General features: G+C 57.5%; 16 protein-coding genes and 1 tRNA gene. 7 read left to right on the forward strand and 10 right to left on the reverse strand.

Annotated elements, in window-relative coordinates; translation table 11 throughout:
* Window positions 1-26: 26 nt before the first annotated feature.
* Window positions 27-305: a hypothetical protein gene (locus AC2FFA_RS06575; protein ID WP_117868198.1), complete on the forward strand. Its 279-nt coding sequence runs from the start codon at window positions 27-29 to the stop codon at window positions 303-305.
* A 142-nt stretch (window positions 306-447) separates the two neighbouring features.
* Window positions 448-2,955, forward strand: coding sequence for a GcvT family protein (locus AC2FFA_RS06580; RefSeq protein WP_496850661.1), 2,508 nt, complete (start codon window positions 448-450; stop codon window positions 2,953-2,955).
* 42 nt (window positions 2,956-2,997) lie between these two features.
* On the opposite strand, the gene AC2FFA_RS06585 is transcribed toward AC2FFA_RS06580, so the two are convergent.
* From AC2FFA_RS06585 to AC2FFA_RS06595, 3 genes are all read right to left on the reverse strand, one after another.
* Window positions 2,998-3,333, reverse strand: coding sequence for a carboxymuconolactone decarboxylase family protein (locus AC2FFA_RS06585; RefSeq protein ID WP_496719164.1), 336 nt, complete (start codon window positions 3,331-3,333; stop codon window positions 2,998-3,000).
* Window positions 3,334-3,405: 72 nt separating this feature from the next.
* Complete coding sequence (locus AC2FFA_RS06590) at window positions 3,406-4,059, reverse strand: DUF938 domain-containing protein (RefSeq protein ID WP_496850663.1); 654 nt, start codon at window positions 4,057-4,059, stop codon at window positions 3,406-3,408.
* Window positions 4,056-5,129: an NAD(P)/FAD-dependent oxidoreductase gene (locus AC2FFA_RS06595; protein WP_496850665.1), complete on the reverse strand. Its 1,074-nt coding sequence runs from the start codon at window positions 5,127-5,129 to the stop codon at window positions 4,056-4,058. The genes AC2FFA_RS06590 and AC2FFA_RS06595 overlap by 4 nt, the downstream gene beginning before the upstream one ends.
* 162 nt (window positions 5,130-5,291) lie before the next feature.
* Between AC2FFA_RS06595 and AC2FFA_RS06600 the strand changes: the two genes are divergently transcribed.
* Together AC2FFA_RS06600 and AC2FFA_RS06605 are read left to right on the forward strand one after the other, a co-directional pair.
* Window positions 5,292-5,720 (forward strand): hypothetical protein, encoded by a 429-nt coding sequence (locus AC2FFA_RS06600; protein WP_496850667.1) that lies wholly within the window; start codon window positions 5,292-5,294, stop codon window positions 5,718-5,720.
* On the forward strand, window positions 5,717-6,949 hold the full coding sequence (locus AC2FFA_RS06605; protein ID WP_496850669.1) for an HlyD family secretion protein: 1,233 nt from the start codon (window positions 5,717-5,719) through the stop codon (window positions 6,947-6,949). Before AC2FFA_RS06600 ends, AC2FFA_RS06605 begins: the two co-directional genes overlap by 4 nt.
* 61 nt (window positions 6,950-7,010) lie before the next feature.
* On the opposite strand, the gene AC2FFA_RS06610 is transcribed toward AC2FFA_RS06605, so the two are convergent.
* The 7 genes from AC2FFA_RS06610 to AC2FFA_RS06640 form a co-directional block, all read right to left on the reverse strand.
* On the reverse strand, window positions 7,011-8,156 hold the full coding sequence (locus AC2FFA_RS06610; protein ID WP_496850671.1) for an iron-containing alcohol dehydrogenase: 1,146 nt from the start codon (window positions 8,154-8,156) through the stop codon (window positions 7,011-7,013).
* Between the two features lie 67 nt (window positions 8,157-8,223).
* Window positions 8,224-9,606: an aldehyde dehydrogenase family protein gene (locus tag AC2FFA_RS06615; RefSeq protein ID WP_496850673.1), complete on the reverse strand. Its 1,383-nt coding sequence runs from the start codon at window positions 9,604-9,606 to the stop codon at window positions 8,224-8,226.
* 93 nt (window positions 9,607-9,699) lie between these two features.
* The gene (locus AC2FFA_RS06620) at window positions 9,700-11,052 is read right to left on the reverse strand and encodes a glutamine synthetase family protein (protein ID WP_299895093.1); all 1,353 of its coding nucleotides are present in this window, start codon (window positions 11,050-11,052) and stop codon (window positions 9,700-9,702) included.
* A gap of 90 nt (window positions 11,053-11,142) precedes the next feature.
* Complete coding sequence (locus AC2FFA_RS06625; protein ID WP_496850674.1) at window positions 11,143-12,174, reverse strand: TRAP transporter substrate-binding protein; 1,032 nt, start codon at window positions 12,172-12,174, stop codon at window positions 11,143-11,145.
* 67 nt (window positions 12,175-12,241) lie between these two features.
* Window positions 12,242-13,567: a TRAP transporter large permease gene (locus AC2FFA_RS06630; protein ID WP_299895087.1), complete on the reverse strand. Its 1,326-nt coding sequence runs from the start codon at window positions 13,565-13,567 to the stop codon at window positions 12,242-12,244.
* Window positions 13,567-14,085, reverse strand: a complete 519-nt coding sequence (locus AC2FFA_RS06635; RefSeq protein ID WP_496681551.1) for a TRAP transporter small permease subunit — start codon at window positions 14,083-14,085, stop codon at window positions 13,567-13,569. The genes AC2FFA_RS06630 and AC2FFA_RS06635 overlap by 1 nt, the downstream gene beginning before the upstream one ends.
* Before the next feature lie 16 nt (window positions 14,086-14,101).
* Entirely contained in the window at window positions 14,102-14,887 is a 786-nt protein-coding gene (locus tag AC2FFA_RS06640) for an N-formylglutamate amidohydrolase (protein ID WP_496761344.1), read from the reverse strand.
* A gap of 103 nt (window positions 14,888-14,990) precedes the next feature.
* Between AC2FFA_RS06640 and AC2FFA_RS06645 the strand changes: the two genes are divergently transcribed.
* From AC2FFA_RS06645 to AC2FFA_RS06655, 3 genes are all read left to right on the forward strand, one after another.
* Complete coding sequence (locus AC2FFA_RS06645; RefSeq protein WP_117868212.1) at window positions 14,991-15,863, forward strand: MurR/RpiR family transcriptional regulator; 873 nt, start codon at window positions 14,991-14,993, stop codon at window positions 15,861-15,863.
* 104 nt (window positions 15,864-15,967) lie between these two features.
* A tRNA-Gly gene (locus tag AC2FFA_RS06650) sits at window positions 15,968-16,041 on the forward strand.
* Between the two features lie 129 nt (window positions 16,042-16,170).
* A complete protein-coding gene (locus AC2FFA_RS06655; RefSeq protein WP_496850677.1) occupies window positions 16,171-17,991 on the forward strand; it encodes an ABC transporter transmembrane domain-containing protein in 1,821 nt (606 codons plus the stop codon).
* Window positions 17,992-18,122: the final 131 nt, after the last annotated feature.

Genomic DNA, 18,122 nt, shown 5'->3' on the forward strand with positions numbered 1-18,122 from the left:
GACTTGATTGAGAACAGGTGGTCGACGTGAGTGCAAAATATCTGGCAGGGTTTGCAGCAGTCTGTGGGGTGGTCGTTGCTGGGCTGGATTATTCTCAGCAAGCCAAGGCATCCGAGACTGGGCTGGGTATCAAAGGTTATCTTGCATCGGTATCCTCGCGTGTCGGAATCTCGGACAGTTGGTTCGAAGCAGAAGCTCAACCTGTACAGCCAGAGGAACCTGCGGCTAAGACGCCGTCAGAGGACACTCGGAAGCTCGTCTGCACCACGATCGGGACAAGCAAGCGCTGTCGCTCCAGCGGTTGAGATCAGGGGTTTCATGCCTGATCTTCGATCCGCTTTCGATGTTCGGGTCGTTTTTTTCGTATCACTGGTCGGATGAATGTCGCGCGATCCCTCTCAAGTGCGCCATATGGTGTCAACTGATTTCAAGGGGAGACGCCCGGTTATGAAAACCCAAGTCAAAGCATTGGTCGTTGGCGGCGGCGCCGTTGGGACCTCGATTGCCTATCATCTGGCCAAAGCGGGCTGGGATGATGTGATGTTGATCGAACGGGACGAGTTGACGTCCGGGTCCACCTGGCACGCGGCTGGCCTGCTGCCACTGTTTAACATGTCCTATGCGACAACTCACATCCACAAGTACTCGGTCGACTTCTACAAGACGCTGGAAGAAGAAACCGGGCTGAATGCGGGTTTTGCCGTTGTCGGCAACCTGCGCATGGCACAGACGCAAGAGCGCATGGATGAGTATATGCTCTACGCCTCGACAGCGGAGACCTGCGATGTCGCGTACGAATGGCTGACCCCCGACCAGATCAAGGAGCGTTGGCCCCTGATCGAGACATCGGATCTGAAGGGTGCGATCTATCACACCGAGGACGGCTACATTAACCCGGCTGACGTGACTCAGGCGATGGCCAAGGGTGCCCGTCAGCGTGGTGTCGAGATCGTGCGCAAGATGCAGGCGGATGCCTTCCATTGGAATGGCACCCATTGGGAAGTCACCTGCACCAAGATGGTGGAAAAAGGCGGCAATCTTGTCGAGAGCGATGAGAAGGTCGTGATTACTGCCGAGCACGTCGTCACTGCATCGGGCAACCACGCACAGCGCACCGCTAAGATGCTGGGCATCAAGATGTCGGCGATCCCGGTCGAGCATACGTTCATCGTCATGGACAAAGACCCGGAATTGGTCAAATGGCGTGAAGCGGGCAACCCCGAACACCCCGTTGTGCGCGATGCGGACAACGAATCCTATGCGCGTGAAGAGCGCGGTGGCTGGATTCTGGGTATCTATGAACACGGCGCCCCTGCGCGGTTTGAACACGGTGTGCCGGACAGCTTCCGCGCAGACCTGTTCCCGCTGGATCTGGATCGGATTGCGGATCAGTACATGGCCATGGCCGAGCGTGTGCCGTCCTGCGCCGAATCCGGCCTGAAGGACGATTTCAACGGCCCGATCTGCTATACGCCTGACGGCAACCCGCTGGTTGGTCCTGCACCGGGTCTGCGCAATATGTGGTTGGCAGAAGGTTTCAGCTTCGGTATCACCGCCGCCGGGGGCACCGGCTATTATCTGGCGCAATTGATGGTCGATGGCGAAGCCGAGATCGACATGGCCTCGCTGGACCCCAAACGCTACAGCAGCAACTGGATGACCACCGAGTTCGCGGCCCGCAAGAACGAAGAGTGCTATGAGCACGTCTATATCCTGCACCATCCGGACGAAGAACGTGAAGCCTGCCGTCCGCTGCGAACAGTTCCGGCCTACGACCGTCAGAAAGCGCGCGGCGCTCAGTTTGGATGGGTCAACGGCTGGGAACGTCCGAACTATTTCGGCCCCGTCGATGCAGCTGACAATTTCGACAAGGAAAGCCGCTCGTTCCGCCGTGGAGGCTGGTGGCAGTACGCTGTCGAAGAAGCCAAAGCGATCCGCGAAGGTGTCGGCCTGATCGACGCGTCGGCCTTCACCAAACATGTCGTCAAAGGCCCCGGTGCGACCCAGTTCCTGGATTGGTTCACCTGCAACAAGTTGCCGAAGGTCGGTCGGATCAACCTGACCTACGCGCTGACGTCGCACGGTACCACCCGCACCGAATACACCATCGTCCGCAATGGCGAGAACAACTACTACATCGTCTCTGCCGGTGCCTGGACCGAGTATGACGCCGACTACCTCCGCAAGGCGGCCGAGGACAAGATGGAGGCGTTCGGTTACATCGAAATCCAGGACGTGACCACGCAATGGGGCGTCTTCGCCATCGCCGGACCCAAGTCGCGCGACGTTCTGAAAGAGGTCATTAAAGACGCCGATCCGGAAACCGCGCTGTCCAACAAGCGTTTCCCGTGGCTGTCGGCCCGTCAGATCGAACTGGGCATGTGCCCGGTCAACGCGATCCGCGTGGCCTATACTGGTGAGCTGGGCTGGGAACTGCATCACCCGATCGAGATGCAGAACTACTTGTTCGACCTGCTGGAAAAAGCCGGTGAAAAGCACGGTATGAAGCTGGTCGGTGCGCGCGCCCAGAACTGGCTGCGGCAGGAGAAATCCTATCGCGCCTTCGGCACCGAACTGGGCCGCGATGCGACCCCGCTGGAAGCCGACCTGCCGCGCTTTGTCGATTTGTCGAAAGACTTCTACGGCAAGGCCAAGCTGGAAGAGACCGGCGTGCGCGTGAAGTGCTGTACCCTGCTGATCGACGGCCCGGAGGATGCCGACCCATGGGGCCGCGAGGCACTGTACACACCGGAAGGCGAGCGTGTGGGTCGATTGACCTCGGGCGGTTATTCCGTGGCATTCGAGAAGTCCATCGGCATGGGTTATGTAAAGCCCGAGCTGGCAGTCGAAGGCACAAAGCTGAAGGTCAAAATGCAGGACAAGCTTTGGGATGCGGTTGTAACCTGCGACAGCCCTTACGATCCTAAAAACGAAACCATCCGCAAGGACGGTTGATCGAAGAAAGGCCCTGGAAACCTCCGGGGCCTTTTCTTTTTGTCATGTTGAGAGTTCGTCGAAGCATTCCAGCGCCTTGGCCGCGTACATCATGGCTGGGCCGCCACCCATCTGGATAGCCATGGCCAACACGTCGGACACTTCCTCTCGTGTCGCACCTGCCTTGATCAAAGCTTCGGTATGCAGGGTGATACAGGGTTCGCAGCGCAGGCTGACCGACATGCCTAACGCAATGAGTTCCTTGGTTTTGTAGTCGAGTGTACCGCCCTCTTTGACGGCTTTGCCAAGCGCTCCGAATGCGCGCGTCGTGTCGGGGATAGAACCGTTCAGGTTTCGCAAACTCTTTCGTGTTGCCGAGAGTTTTTCTTGCCATGCCATTTCTGAGTGCCCTTCTTCATATTTCGCAACCGGAATATGAAGTGGGGTACAGCTGTTTGACTTTGATCTCGATCAGACGACAGGGCGCTCGGCAATGAATGCAAGGTTGTTGGCAGGCATCTCGACCGTAGCCAGCATGTGCAGACCGACGTTTTTGAACAAATTCAGAATGCCCCCGTCGTTTTTGTAGCCGATTTCGGGGTCTTGTTGAAACAAAGCCGCATGAAAGCGGACATCCCCGTCACTGGTGAGTTGGCCCGAGCGTTTGAATGGGCCGTACAAGATGAACCGCCCCTTTGGTGACAGCGATTGGGCGACTTCTGAAACGATGGTTCTGGTTTCCTGCCAACTGATCAAGTGAATCAAGTTGATCAGAACGATCAGATCCTTGCCGTAAATCCGCCTGTGCCAGCCTGATATCGCTGCATCCAGTTCTACGACCTGTGCAACATTGGGCGAGTTGCGGGTATAGGCGTCGATACTCACGCGCCGCTCAAGGTCAACTTCCGAAGGCTGCCAGGTCAGCCCGGGCAGCACTTCGGCGAAGGCACTGACATGCTGACCTGTCCCGCTTGCGATTTCCAATGCCTGGCCTTGGGACGGGCCCCATTCTTGCAGCAATGCACACAGGGCGTCCGTGTTTCGGGATGCTGCCGGGGCCACCAGCTTGCCATCTTCAGACGCATTGGCGACGCTTGCAGAAGAGGGGAGGCTGCGTTTGATCATCGTTTCAACCTGTCAGGGGTCAACATGCCTACTATGTCAGGTTCCAGCTCGGGTGTGTTTCCAACAACAAGATCGCACAACAGTTGCGAGGCCGCCGGTGAGGTTTGAAAACCATACCCGCCCTGACCGCCACTCCAGACAAACGAATGGTCCAGTGGGTCGCGCCCAAGCACCAAGGTCCCGTCAGGGGCAAAACTGCGCAAACCTGCCCAATTCGTTTCAACCCTTGTGACCGGCTCGGTCATCAACTCTTCATACCGCGCCAGTCCCTCTGCCAACACCATATCATCTGCATAGGCATCCTGCGGCGGAACCGGATCGGCTTCGGATGGTGAGACCAGAAGCTTGCCCGCATCCGGTTTGGCGTACCATGTCTCGCCAGCGCCCAGCATCATGGGCCAGACAGAAACGTCATGCCCTCCGGGGGCGGGCAGACGCGCCATCGACCGACGGCGAGGTGTGATGCCGATACCAGGCAGCCCTGCAAGCTGTGCAACCTCATCCACCCAGGCACCGGCTGCGTTGACCAGAGTGCGGGCGTCAAAGATCTCATTGGCCTCAACCACCCAATGCTTTTCTTTTCGAATGCCGGTGACTTTGCTTTTCGTCGAAACCGTTCCTCCGTTTTGCCGGATGGTCCGGGCGAAATCCTGCAACAGGCGATCTGTATCGATGTCAAAGGCCGCTTCGCTGATGGCTGCAAACCCGACTTTGTCCGGGTTCAGGATCGGAACGCGCGATATGGCCAGATCCATCGTTATCTTCACCATGTTCAGATCGGCGCGATCGGCTTCAAAAATGTCGGGTTGTTCAACCGCTCCGACCAGCATCAAACCCCGCGGGGTCAGGTACCCGCCATTCTGTGTGCGCAAGAAGGCGGCCCCCGCTTTGTTCAGGGCGACGACCGAGGGAGGCCCATAGCTTTGTTCGAACAACGCCGCCGACCGGCCCGATGCGTGATAGCCCAGGGCGTCTTCGGCTTCGAGAACCACCACAGTTCCATGTTGCGACAGGCGCGCACCCGCACTGAGCCCGGCGATTCCGCCGCCGATGATAAGGAAATCAATCATTATTAGCGATCCGTTCGAGACAGATATACAATGGGTTTCTTGAATTTCATGCTGACCCTAAAGCTCCTCATTCGCCACGCGTTTGGGTTTTCAGACTATAAGCAGCCTTGAAATTGTGCTTCAACCCGGTCAAAGAAGTATCAAAATAAACAGGAGGGTAAGGTGACCGCAGCAGACCTTCATCCAATGGCCACAGGGCATATTCCCGGATATGTTGTCGCAGCTGACGGAAGCGATTACCTTTTCTCCGCCATGGTCGTTTTTTTCGTCGTTCTGGTGGTGTTGATCGGTGTCGGATACCTAACACTTCATTCAGTTCCTGAAAAAATGGCCCACGAAAACAATCACCCGCAATTCCAATTGGTGGGTATTCTGGCGCTGCTGGCACTGTTCACACATAATGGGCTTTTCTGGGTTGCCGCTATTTTGGTCGCAGGGTTCCAGTTTCCGGATTTTGCCACCCCGCTTAGAAATATTGCCGACGCCATTCGTGCTCTTGGTCAATCTCCTGTTCCGGAACCGGTGCCTGAAACAACGGTACCGGCATCGCCGGATTCCGAAGCCAGCAATGCGCAGGAGCAAACCACATGATCGAGACCATGCTCTGCGCCCTGATAACGGTGCTGCCCGACTATCTGTTCCGCCGGTTCGTTCAGGGTAAGCGGATCGGTCACGAGATTACCTTGTTTACCATGTGGTACGAACTGCGGTGGGGGTTGACCACCTGTGCCATTCTGGCGCTGACCGTGATCACCACGCTGTTTTATTTTCATCCAGCCAGTAAAACCGCGGCGTCCTATTTCCGGACAGTGACCATTCTGCCGCAATTGGGCGGCCGTGTTTCCGAGGTTTTTGTCAAGAACAACGAGCTGGTAACCGCTGGGCAACCGATTTTCCGGATCGAGGATTTTAGTCAGACTGCACAGGTTCAGGCGGCAAATGCGCAGATTGCACAGGTGCAGGCCTCACTTAAGGTTGCGGAAACCGACTTAGCCGAGGCCGAAGCTGGAATTGCCGGTGCCAAGGCAGCGCTTGCGCAGTCTCTGGAGGATCTTGAGCGCAACACAACCCTGCGTGACGAAGGTTCAAGCGCGGTAAGGTTGGCCGAGATTGAGAGGCTGGAAAACCTTGTTGCCCAGCGAGAGGCCCAGGTTCTTGCAGCGGAATCCAAACGTGCTGCGGTTGAGCAGCAGATTGAAGAACTGATCCCCGCTCAGCTGGCAAGTGGCATTGCGCAACTGGATGCTGCGCAGACCGAATTGGACAAAACCGTAATCATCGCGGGCGTCACGGGGCGGGTCGAACAGTTCGGCCTGCAGGTCGGTGACTACGTAAGCCCGTTGTTGCGACCTGCTGGTATTCTGGTGCCATCGCACACCGGACATGACCGCTTTCAGGCCGCTTTCAGCCAGCTGTCTGCTCAGGTGATAAAGCCGGGCATGATTGGCGAATTGGGCTGCATGACCAAGCCATTCACCGTGATCCCCACTGTGGTGGTCGAGGTGCAGGATGTCATTCCTTCCGGCCAGATCCGTCCATCGGATGAATTGCGGGACGTGCAGACCAACAGCAATCCCGGCTCGATTCTGGTTTATATGGAGCCGCTATACAAAGGTATGGCCGATGACATTCCACCGGGCAGCAATTGTCTGGCCAATGTCTACACAGACAACCACGAGCGGTTGGAGCACGGGGATCTGGGCTTTTGGGAGGCGGCTTTCCTGCATGTGGTTGACACGATCGGAGTAGTGCATGCGGCCGGTCTGCGTTTGCGTCTGATCCTGATGCCTGTCAACACACTGGTGCTGACCGGGCACTGATCTGGTACAGGCTGCGCAGTTTTGTAGGGCCCGGCAGAAACTCACTGCCGGGCCCTTGGTTTTACAGAGCTGCCTTGAACAGCTGCGTCAGGTTGTCTTTCGTCAACTCAATCGGGTTTCCGCCGCATGAAGGATCGACGATCGCCCCTTCGACAAGCTCTGCGATTGAGGCTTCGGTCACACCCAGGTCGGACAGAGTGCGGGGGATGCCAAGGCTGTCGTTGAAATCCTGCACGAAGGCGCGGAACCCATCGAAGCCACCGTCGATGTCCAGATATGCCGCGGCTTGCTGGAACCGGTCTGCAATGGCCGGGGCGTTGAAGTCCAGAACAGCGGGCATGCAGACCGCGTTTGTGGTGCCGTGATGGGTGTTGAATACCGCACCAATTGGGTGGCTCATCGCGTGGATCGCGCCAAGGCCCTTCTGGAATGCCGTTGCGCCCATGGCAGCGGCGCTCATCATCTGGGCGCGGGCTTCGATATCGGTACCGTCAGCATAAGCGCGTGGCAAGTACTCCTTCACCAGTCGCATACCTTCCAGCGCGATGCCCTGGCTCATTGGGTGATAATGCGGGCTCGAGAAGGCTTCGACGCAATGCGCGAAGGCGTCCAGGCCTGTTCCTGCCGTAATGAACTTGGGCATTCCGACGGTCAGATCCGGGTCGCAAATCACAACGGTGGGCAGAACCTTGGGATGAAAGATGATCTTCTTGGCATGGGTCTCGGAATTGGTGATGACGCTTGCGCGGCCTACTTCCGACCCTGTCCCTGCGGTGGTCGGAACCGCAATGATTGGCGCGATAACGTCGGCATCGGCACGGGTCCACCAGTCGCCTATATCCTCAAAATCCCAAACGGGGCGGGTCTGACCCGCCATGAATGCGACCATCTTGCCCAGATCCAGCCCGGAGCCGCCGCCAAAGGCGATCACCCCGTCATGGCCACCCGCGTTGTAGGTCGCAACTCCGGCCTCGAGGTTTTTCTCGTTCGGGTTGGGGTCCACATCGCTGAACACCCCACGGCCCAGGCCGGCGGCGTCCATGATATCCAGTGTCGCGGTGGTGATGGGCAGATCGGCCAGCCCCTTGTCCGTGACCAGCAATGGCTTCTTCATTCCGGCGGCGGCGCAGGCTTCGGGTAATTCCCTGATGCGCCCGGCTCCGAATTTGATGGCGGTCGGATAGGACCAGTTTCCAACAAGTGTCATGTCAGGTTTCCTTTGCAAAATAAGGCCTGCTTCGGCGAGGGGGTGGGTCCGAAGCAGGCCGTCGTCCTTAGCCCGTTACCTTTTTGAGGTGGTAGGATTTGGGACGTGTCAGGTTGTGATATCCGATCACGGACAGACCGCCGCCGCGCCCTGTATTCTTGCAGCCCGTCCAGCACAGGCCGGGGTCCAGATAGTCGGCGCGGTTCATGAACACAGTGCCCGTTTCAATCCGGTCACCTACCCGCGCCGCACGATCCACATCACGGGTCCAAAGGCTGGCGGTCAGGCCAAACTCACTGTCATTCATCAATGCGATGGCCTCTTCGTCGGATGACACTTTCATGATGCCCACCACGGGCCCAAAGCTCTCGTCCCGCATCACGCGCATGTCATGGGTGACATTGGTCAGGATTTGCGGTGTCAGATACGCGCCACCATCGTCTTCAGCGAAGGTGTCGATATGCGCGACCGCGCCGGATGCAACCGCCTCGGCGATCTGTGCTCGCACCTCATCGGCAAAACGCACATTGGCCATCGGGCCAATCGTTGTCTCGGCATCCAGCGGGTTGCCCAGTTTGTACCCCTTCACGATGTCCACCGCCTTGGCGACAAAGTCATCATAGAGGCTTTCGTGGACATAGATCCGCTCAATACCACAACAACACTGGCCCGAATTGAACATCGCACCGTCAATCAGCGTGTCGACTGCGGCATCCAGATCGGCGTCGTCCATGACATAGCCGGGATCCTTGCCGCCCAGCTCGGTGCCGACGCCGGTAAATGTGCCCGCCGCGGCACGTTCCATCGCCTGGCCGCCGCCGACCGAACCGGTGAAGTTCACAAAATCAAACGCGTTACCCGCAATCAGGTCGTTCGTAACATCGTGGTTCAGAAAAACGTTCTGGAACACGTCCTCGGGCACACCCGCCGAATGGAACGCCCTTGCCATGCGCTCGCCCACCAGCAAGGTCTGGGTGGCGTGTTTCAGGACGACCGTGTTGCCCGCGATAAGCGCCGGTGCGACCGTGTTGATCGCCGTCATGTAAGGGTAGTTCCAGGGCGCCACCACAAAGACGACCCCGTGCGGGATGCGCTTGATATAACGCTTGAACGTCTCATCCTCGCCCACAGCGATATCTGCCAGGGACGCCTCGGCAATCTTCGCCATGTGGCTTGCGCGTTCGTTGAACCCACCGAACTCACCACCAAAACGCACCGGGCGACCCATCATACGGGCCAGTTCGGGCACGATCTCATCGTTCATGGCACCAATGGCGGCCACGCCAGCCATCACAAGATCAATCCGCTCCTGCAACGGACGGGTCGCCCATTCCGCCTGAGCAGCCCGAGCGCGGGCTGCGGCCCCGAAAGCGGCGTCTCGCGACAATACTTCACGTTCGGCAAAAACCGATCCGTCGATCGGCGAGACACATTTCGATATCTGCCCCATTTTCACTCCATTTCCGAAAGAAACAGGAACCCTGCTTCATCTGGCTAAAAATATCCCGGGGGCTGGGGGCAGAGCCCCCAGCACGACCCGAACTCACGCCCGCTCGAACCCGCGGGCGATTTCCCAATCCGTCACCACGCGCTCGAACTCCTCGATTTCGACCTCAGCAGCACGGGTATAGTGGTCGACGACGTCATCGCCCATGGCCGCCCGCAACATGACCGAACCATGCAGGGCATCCCGCGCCGCACGAAGGTTGCCAGGGATCATGCCAGTCTCGCCCTGATAAACGTCCCCTTGGGTGGGTGGCTGCAAGTCCAACTCCTCTTCGATGCCCGCGATCCCTGCCGCCAGCATGCCAGCCATCGCCAGATAGGGGTTCATATCTGAGCCCGGAATCCGGCACTCGACTCGCACAGCCTTGGTGCCGTCTCCGCACAGGCGGAAACCAGCGGTGCGGTTGTCCACTGACCAGATGATCCGCGTCGGCGCGAAGGTGCCTTTCATGAAGCGTTTGTAGCTGTTGATGTAAGGTGCCATGAAACAGGTATAATCCGGGGCGTATTTCAGCAGACCGGCCATGTAGTTCTTCATCAGCGCCGACATGCCCAGTTCGTCAGCGTCATCGTAAAAGGCGGGCTTGCCGTCGGCCCACAGTGACTGATGCACGTGGGATGAACTGCCCACCTTATCGTGATGCCATTTCGGCAGGAAAGTCGCCGCATGACCATGCTGCCACGCGATCTCTTTCACCGCGTTTTTGGCAATCGAGTGGTACTCGGCTGTATCCATGGCGGGCGCGTATTTGATGTTCAGCTCTTCCTGCCCAGTCTCGGCCTCACCTTTGGTGTTCTCAACCGGAATACCCGCATCCCACAGATGGTTGCGGATCGGACGCATCACATGTTCTTCCTTGGTGGTCTGCAAGATGTGATAGTCTTCGTTATAGCCCGATATCGGCGCCAGATCGCGGAACCCTTCCTTGCGGATCTGATCAAAGCTCTTTTCGAACAGGAAAAACTCAAGCTCGGTCGCCGTCATGGCGTCATAGCCCATGGCCTTCAAACGGTTGACCTGCTTTTTCAGGATTGAACGCGGTGCGTGCGGCACTTCCTCATGGGTGTGATGATCCAGCACATCACACATTACCATCACCGTGCCCTCAAGCCACGGCACCGGGCGCAGAGTGCTAAGGTCCGGCTTCATGACATAATCGCCATAACCCCGCTCCCAACTGGTCGAGGCATAGCCATCGGGTGTCGCCATCTCCAGATCGGTGGCCAGCAGGTAGTTGCAGCAATGGGTCTCTTCCCATGCGCCTGCCACGAAATGGCCCGCGTGAAATCGTTTGCCCATCAATCGGCCCTGCATGTCCACCATGCAGACCAAAACCGTGTCAACCGAACCCTCGGATACCTGCGTTTTCAGATGTTCGAACGTGAGCATGTGCCACCTTTATCTTTGCCGAGATCCATCATCGGCCATTCGTCCTGTTTGACCCGCCCCCACGGAAGGGGCAGGTCGCTTGGCCAATTCTTAGCCGTAGCGGTAGGGCCGTCCAGCCTTCAGCATGTCGGCGTTATACTGTTTGAAGATTTCAACAACCTTCGCCTTGGTCTCGGACTCAGCTGCTATCTCATCCCAGAATGCAACGGCGGCCGCCTCGACCGTCGCCCATTCTTCGTCCGGAATCGAGGTCAGCTTCATCTTGTCGCCATTGACGCGCAGGCTGGCTTCACCGCCCCAGTACCACCACTGACGATAATAGTGCGACTGATCGGTGCAAACGCGGAACAAGGTCTGCAGGTCTTCGGGCAACTCATTCCAGCGATCCATGTTGGCGAAGAACGATCCAGCCCATGCGCCCGAAATGTTGTTGGTCAGGAAGTAGTTGGTCACATCCGCCCAGCCGACAGTGTAGTCTTCGGTGATGCCGGACCATGCGATGCCGTCCAGCTCACCAGTTTGAACCGCGACTTCGATGTCTTCCCAGGGCAGGGTGACCGGCACAACGCCGAACTGAGACAGGAAGCGGCCCGCAGTCGGGAAGGTGAAGACACGCTTGCCCTGCAGGTCAGCGAGACTGTTGATCGGGTCTTTGGTGGCAAAGTGGCAAGGGTCCCACGCACCGGCCGAGATGTGTTTTACACCGACTGCCGAATATTGCTCGTCCCAGATTTCATTCAGGCCGTACTGGTTGAACAGAACCGGCACATCCAAAGAATAGCGTGATGCGAATGGGAAATAGCCGCCGAAAACAGTGACCTCGGTGGGTGACGCCATCGAGTCATCATCCGACTGCACGGCATCAATCGTGCCGCGCTGCATGGCGCGGAACAATTCACCCGTTGGAACCAGCTGATCGGCATAGAACAGCTCGATCTGCATCCGGTCGCCGGCGATTGTGTTGAACATCTTGATGGCGGGGTCGATCACGTGTTCGGCCAACGCCGGGCCGGCATAGGTCTGCATCCGCCATCTGATGGTCGATTGCGCCAGTGCAGGCGTCGCCAGCGCAGCAGCGGGGGCCGCCGCGGCACCTTTCAGAAATGTACGTCTGTTCGTCATTCTCTCTCTCCGTTGGTCAGTTTCAGTTATGCGGGGATTGCCCGCGAAGCCCCGGTTTGATCCGGGATCATTTGTTGTAAACGTATTCGGGCAGCCAGAGCGCGATCTGCGGGAAGGTCATGATAATCGCCAGCGCCAGCGTCATCACCATCACGAAAGGCAGGATTGACCCGTAGATGTCGCGCAGCGAAATCTCTGGCGGTGCCATCGCGCGCATCAGGAACAGGTTATAGCCGAAGGGCGGTGTCATATAGGCGATCTGGGTCGTGATCGTATAGAGCACCCCATACCAGATCAGATCGAATCCCATTGCGCCGACCAGGGGAACGTACAAAGGCGCGACGATCACCAGCATGGCAGTGTCGTCCAGAAACGTGCCCATCAGGATAAAGCTGAGCTGCATCAAGATCAGGATCAGCCAAGGGTTCAGGCCCAGACGTTCGGTAAACAGGTTCTCGATTGCGCGCACCGCGCCCAGCCCGTCGAATACGGCTCCGAACGCGAGCGCGGCGAGGATGATCCACATGAACATACAGGTGATGCCCAACGTTGACCGGACCGAGGTCTCGAATACTTCGCGTGTCATACGGCCTTTGAAAATGGCCGCGGCGAACGCCGTCAAGGCGCCGATGGCTGAGCTTTCGACCAGCGAGGTCCAGCCGTTGACGAAAGGCACCATCATCGCGGCGAATATAGCCAAAGGCAGAAGGCCCGCGCGCAACAGGCGCAGTTTCTCTGCCATGGGCACGTCGCGCTCTTCGGCTGACAGAGCTGGCCCCAAGGCCGGGTTAATGCGGCAGCGGATCACGATATACAGGATGAACATTGCAGCCATCATCAGCCCGGGAAGCAGCCCGGCAAGCCACAGTTGCCCAACCGGCTGGCGCGCGATCATTGCATAAAGAACCAGCACGACGGAGGGTGGCACAAGGATGCCCAGTGATGATCCGGCTTGTATCACCCCGGTCACCATCTTCTTGTCGTACCCACGTTTAAGCAACTCAGGCAGCGCAATGGTCGCTCCAATGGCCATGCCCGCAACACTCAGCCCGTTCATGGCCGAAATCAGCACCATAAGGCCAATCGTGCCAATCGCGAGACCGCCGTTCAGACCGCCCATCCAGACGTGGAACATCTTGTACAGATCGTCTGCGATTTTGGATTCGGCCAAAACGTAGCCCATGAAGATGAACATCGGCAGGGTCAGCAGCGGGTACCATTTCATCAGCTTCATGGCTGCCGAAAAACCAATGTCATAGCCGCCGCGATCCCCCCACAGGAACAGGGCGGCCATCACGGCGACGAAACCAATCGCGCCAAAAACGCGCTGCCCGGTCATTAGCATCAGCATCATGGTCGAAAACATCAGGATGGCGATCAACTCGTAGGACATCAGATCACCTCGCGCGGGATGTCATCGCCCTGGAGGCGCAGAATATCTTTGAACAGTTCCGAGATTGCCTGAAGCAACATCAGGAACAGACCCACGACCATTATGACCTTGATCGGCCACAGATAGGGACGCCACGCCGTCGGGCTGCGTTCACCATATTGCAGCGAATAGCTCAGCGAGTCGTATCCGCCATAAATCATCACACCAAGATAGGTTATCAGGAAAAAGACGGTGATCGCATCCGTCCATGCCCGACGGCGGTCGGACCATTCGCCGTACAGCAGGTCCATGCGGACGTTGGACCCCATCTGGATCGAATAAGGGCCGCCCAGAATGTAGTAGGCGACCATTGCGAACTGGGCCATCTCCAGTGTCCATAGCGATGGCAGAAAGAACGTTTTCGAGATCGAGGACCAGAGCAGGATGCCCATCATGACGAATATTCCGTACATGACAACGCGCCCGATCCAGCGGTTCGCGCGGTCAATGACCGCCACATATCCCCGCATGAAATTCATCTCGATACCTCTGTTCTCATGGTTTCGCCTCTGCGTGCGATATGTCTTTGATGACCGATTGCAGAATTGGCATCAGCAATCCCGCAATGCGATTCACGCCTTTTGGTGAGTCGATCAGATCGTTTCGGACTTCGATCATGACATTTGGAAGCCCACGCCTGATCGCGTGTTCGCGCAACGTGTGTGTGACGCCATCTGTGGCCGAGTAGGGCTCATTCAAAGCCACACGTAGCCCCGAGCCTTCCGAGTGCCGCAGCATGAGTTGTGCGGCGCAGTCGTCTGCATCATGAAGAATTCCCAGCTCTACCGATCTGGGTTTTCCTTTGTAGACAGGCGTGAAGCTGTGGATCGTAAACACAACCGGCGGTTCACGTCGCGAATCCAGCGTGGATGAAACCAGCTGTTTGAACGGTTCATAGACATCGCGAACCCGCTGGGCACGTTCAGCGTCCGTCAGGTTCATATTTCCGGGAACGGAAAACACTTCGCTGACCTGCGGCATGGCATCTTCGCGTTCGGGCGGACGGTTGCAGTCATAAACCAACCGACTGACGCGCGAGTGGACAAGCGGCGCATCCAAAGCGCCCATCAGTTCCACCGAAAGGTCCAGCGCGCCGATGTCCCACGCCGCATGAGAAGACGCAGCCACCTCATCCAGCCCCAATCCACCCAGCGCGGCAGGAATAAACCGGCTTGCATGTTCGCATATCAGCACAGCAGGCGCGCGACCGTGCGCATTGAGCACGCGGGCTGCCGGGGCTTCAGTCGGCTGTAGCAGTGATGACTCGGTCTCGTGACGCATAGGTAGCATTTGTTACAGCAACTTCTCACCTGTCAAGAAAATTTCTGTAGACAAAATTACAAACAAACATATTCTGTAACAAATTTAAGAAATGAGAGCGCCAATGGCCACCGTTGCCAAACTTGTCAAACAGCGGATTCAGGATGAGCTGGACGATCTGACACGCTCCGAGCGTCAGTTGGCCTCTGTCCTGTTGCAGGATTATCCGATGGCCGGTTTGCAATCGATCACCAAGCTGGCGGCTGCAGCGCAGGTTTCGACCCCGACCGTTATTCGGATGGCGCGCAAGCTTGGCTTCGACGGGTTCCCGGACCTGCAGGACGCTCTGCGCGAAGAAGTGGCGGCGCAGATCAAAAAGCCGATCTCGAAGCGGGACGCCTGGGTTGTGGATGATGAGGCTGAGCATCCAACAACGCGCTTTGCGCAAGCGGTATGGACCAACATGCGCCACACGCTGGAACGTCTGGACAAAGAGATGTTCGATGCCGTTGCGCATCTTCTGGCAGAGACAGAGCGCCATCTTTATGTCGTTGGTGGCCGCATCACCCGGTCAAACGCGGATTACCTGTTCAATCACATGCAGATCATCCGACCCAATGTGACGATGCTGGGCAATTCGGCGAATGTCTGGCCTCAATACCTTTTGGATATGGATGAATCATCCGTTCTGGTGATCTTCGACATCCGCCGTTACGAGGCGCATCTGGAGAAGCTGGCACAGGTTGCCTCGGGCCGCGGCGTCACCGTTGTGCTGTTTACGGATCAATGGGGGTCACCGATAGGAAAGACCGCCAATTATTCCTTCCACGCGCTGGTTGAGGCACCATCCAGTTGGGATTCGACGATTGCCTTGCAGTTGATTTCAGAAACGCTGATTGCAGAAGTTCAGGAGGCACGGTGGGAAGAAAGCAAGGAGCGGATTGAAGAACTGGAACGGTTTTTCTCGTCGACCAGAATATTCCGTAACCAGGACTGAACGTCCGGTAGTGGGCGGCGCAGTTTCCGAAAAAATGCACCACTAAATTTGCCACTTCCGGCTTGACGTGCCCGAACGCATGACTTAACCAGCGCAAACCATTTGCGGGTATAGCTTAATGGTAAAGCCCCTGCCTTCCAAGCAGGCTATGTCGGTTCGATTCCGTCTACCCGCTCCATTCCTTTCACTGAATTCTGCGTCAAATGGCCCTTTCGACCTACCGATTGTGGTCGTGATGCTTGACCATACCTGACTGTACCTCCAAGAAAGCGGTCACTCAGTACCGTTCAGGACACAAAGGCCAGACATGGCAAGACAAACCGTCAGCAAACCAGCAAATGCCGCAGCCCCCGGCGCCTCTGAAGAACGCGCCCGTTCAAAGAAGATTGGGGTGCTGGCCTCGCTTTGGCCGTTCATGAAGCCCTACAAGTTCCTGATGATCGGCGCGACGCTGGCGTTGATTTTGACGGCGAGCATGACCCTGACGCTGCCACTGGCAGTACGGCGCGTCGTTGACAATTTCCGCATTCAGGATGGCGAGCTTCTGGATTGGTATTTTCTGGCCGCGCTCGGCATTGCCGCCGTTCTAGCCGTGGGCACCGGTATTCGGTATGCACTGGTCACTCGTCTGGGCGAACGGGTGGTGGCTGATATCCGCAAGGCGGTGTTTGACCGCGTCATCGGCATGAGCCCGGAATTCTACGAACGCATCATGACAGGTGAGGTGCTAAGCCGGATCACCACTGATACGACGCTGATCCAATCGGTTCTTGGTTCATCCGTGTCCATTGCCCTGCGAAATATGTTGATGTTCGTCGGTGGGCTGGTTCTGATGCTGCTGACATCTGCCAAACTGACCGGGCTGGTATTGTTGCTGATCCCTGTCGTCATAGTGCCGATTCTCGTTCTTGGCCGCCGCCTTCGCGTGATCAGCCGCGAGAATCAGGACTGGATCGCCGCCTCGTCCGGCAATGCGGGTGAGGCATTGGGGGCAGTGCAGACCGTTCAGGCCTTTTCTCACGAACAAGCCAGCCGTCAGCAATTCGGTGAGATGACCGAGACCTCTTACGGTGTATCGCTGCGCCGCATACAGACCCGTGCGGTCCTGACGGTTATCGTGATCTTCCTGGTCTTCTCGGGTATTGTTGGCGTTCTGTGGATGGGTGCGAACGACGTGCGAAACGGGCTAATGACCGAAGGCGTTCTGATCCAGTTCGTGATCTATTCGATCATCATGGCAGGTTCAGTCGCAGCCCTGTCCGAAATCTGGAGCGAACTTCAGCGCGCCGCAGGTGCCACCGAGCGTCTGGTCGAGTTGCTGCATGCAGAAGATACTGTCACCGACCCTGCCAATCCTAAAGCGCTGCCCAAAGACATTCAGGGTGAAATCCGGTTTGAAGACGTCAGCTTCCGCTACCCGGCGCGCCCCGATACAGTTGCATTGGATCATCTCTCGCTTTTGGTGAAACCCGGCGAGACGGTCGCATTTGTCGGGCCATCGGGTGCGGGAAAAACAACCGTGATTCAACTGATCCAGCGCTTCTATGATCCAAACTCGGGTCGCGTGACGCTGGACGGCCTTGATCTGCGCGACCTCGACCGGTCAGACTTCCGCCACCACATGGCTTTGGTGTCTCAGGATCCTGTGATCTTTGCTGCGTCCGCGCGTGAAAACATCCGCTTTGGGCGTCTGGACGCCTCGGATGCAGAAGTCGAATCTGCCGCGCGGGCCGCTGCCGCGCATGACTTTATCGCGGCCTTGCCCGAAGGATATGACAGCTTTGTCGGCGAACGGGGTGTCATGCTGTCCGGCGGGCAGAAGCAACGTATCGCCATTGCCCGCGCAATCCTGCGCGACGCGCCGGTTCTGCTGCTGGACGAGGCGACTTCGGCGCTGGATGCGGAAAGTGAACGCGCAGTGCAAGGTGCTGTGGACAAGATGCGTGCCGGGCGTACGACCCTGATTGTTGCGCATAGATTGGCAACTGTGAAAAAAGCGGACCGCATCGTTGTGCTGGAAGAAGGCCGCATCGTAGCGCAAGGCAGCCATGAGGATCTGGTGTCTCAGGACGGGCTGTACGCACGCCTTGCGCGCCTGCAGTTCACCGATGGTGTCGCTGCCGAATAAGAGTGACGCTCCGGCATTTGCGAATTCGCCGTAGCGTCATTCTACATTTTACCCCCCTTGAAGGCTAAGGCCTCGCTTGCGCGAGGTTTGTTTTGCTTCCATCTTGGTCGCGAATAACAAGCCCGCGCAAA

The organism is Ruegeria sp. YTSB088 (genome assembly GCF_059609825.1).

What these genes read in the sequence shown, in the direction of transcription:
- AC2FFA_RS06580 (WP_496850661.1), top strand. Translation starts at nt 448, where the DNA reads ATGAAAACCCAAGTCAAAGCATTGGTCGTTGGCGGCGGCGCCGTTGGG.
- AC2FFA_RS06585 (WP_496719164.1), bottom strand. Translation starts at nt 3,333, where the DNA reads ATGGCATGGCAAGAAAAACTCTCGGCAACACGAAAGAGTTTGCGAAAC.
- AC2FFA_RS06590 (WP_496850663.1), bottom strand. Translation starts at nt 4,059, where the DNA reads ATGATCAAACGCAGCCTCCCCTCTTCTGCAAGCGTCGCCAATGCGTCT.
- AC2FFA_RS06595 (WP_496850665.1), bottom strand. Translation starts at nt 5,129, where the DNA reads ATGATTGATTTCCTTATCATCGGCGGCGGAATCGCCGGGCTCAGTGCG.
- AC2FFA_RS06605 (WP_496850669.1), top strand. Translation starts at nt 5,717, where the DNA reads ATGATCGAGACCATGCTCTGCGCCCTGATAACGGTGCTGCCCGACTAT.
- AC2FFA_RS06610 (WP_496850671.1), bottom strand. Translation starts at nt 8,156, where the DNA reads ATGACACTTGTTGGAAACTGGTCCTATCCGACCGCCATCAAATTCGGA.
- AC2FFA_RS06615 (WP_496850673.1), bottom strand. Translation starts at nt 9,606, where the DNA reads ATGGGGCAGATATCGAAATGTGTCTCGCCGATCGACGGATCGGTTTTT.
- AC2FFA_RS06620 (WP_299895093.1), bottom strand. Translation starts at nt 11,052, where the DNA reads ATGCTCACGTTCGAACATCTGAAAACGCAGGTATCCGAGGGTTCGGTT.
- AC2FFA_RS06625 (WP_496850674.1), bottom strand. Translation starts at nt 12,174, where the DNA reads ATGACGAACAGACGTACATTTCTGAAAGGTGCCGCGGCGGCCCCCGCT.
- AC2FFA_RS06630 (WP_299895087.1), bottom strand. Translation starts at nt 13,567, where the DNA reads ATGTCCTACGAGTTGATCGCCATCCTGATGTTTTCGACCATGATGCTG.
- AC2FFA_RS06635 (WP_496681551.1), bottom strand. Translation starts at nt 14,085, where the DNA reads ATGAATTTCATGCGGGGATATGTGGCGGTCATTGACCGCGCGAACCGC.
- AC2FFA_RS06640 (WP_496761344.1), bottom strand. Translation starts at nt 14,887, where the DNA reads ATGCGTCACGAGACCGAGTCATCACTGCTACAGCCGACTGAAGCCCCG.
- AC2FFA_RS06645 (WP_117868212.1), top strand. Translation starts at nt 14,991, where the DNA reads ATGGCCACCGTTGCCAAACTTGTCAAACAGCGGATTCAGGATGAGCTG.
- AC2FFA_RS06655 (WP_496850677.1), top strand. Translation starts at nt 16,171, where the DNA reads ATGGCAAGACAAACCGTCAGCAAACCAGCAAATGCCGCAGCCCCCGGC.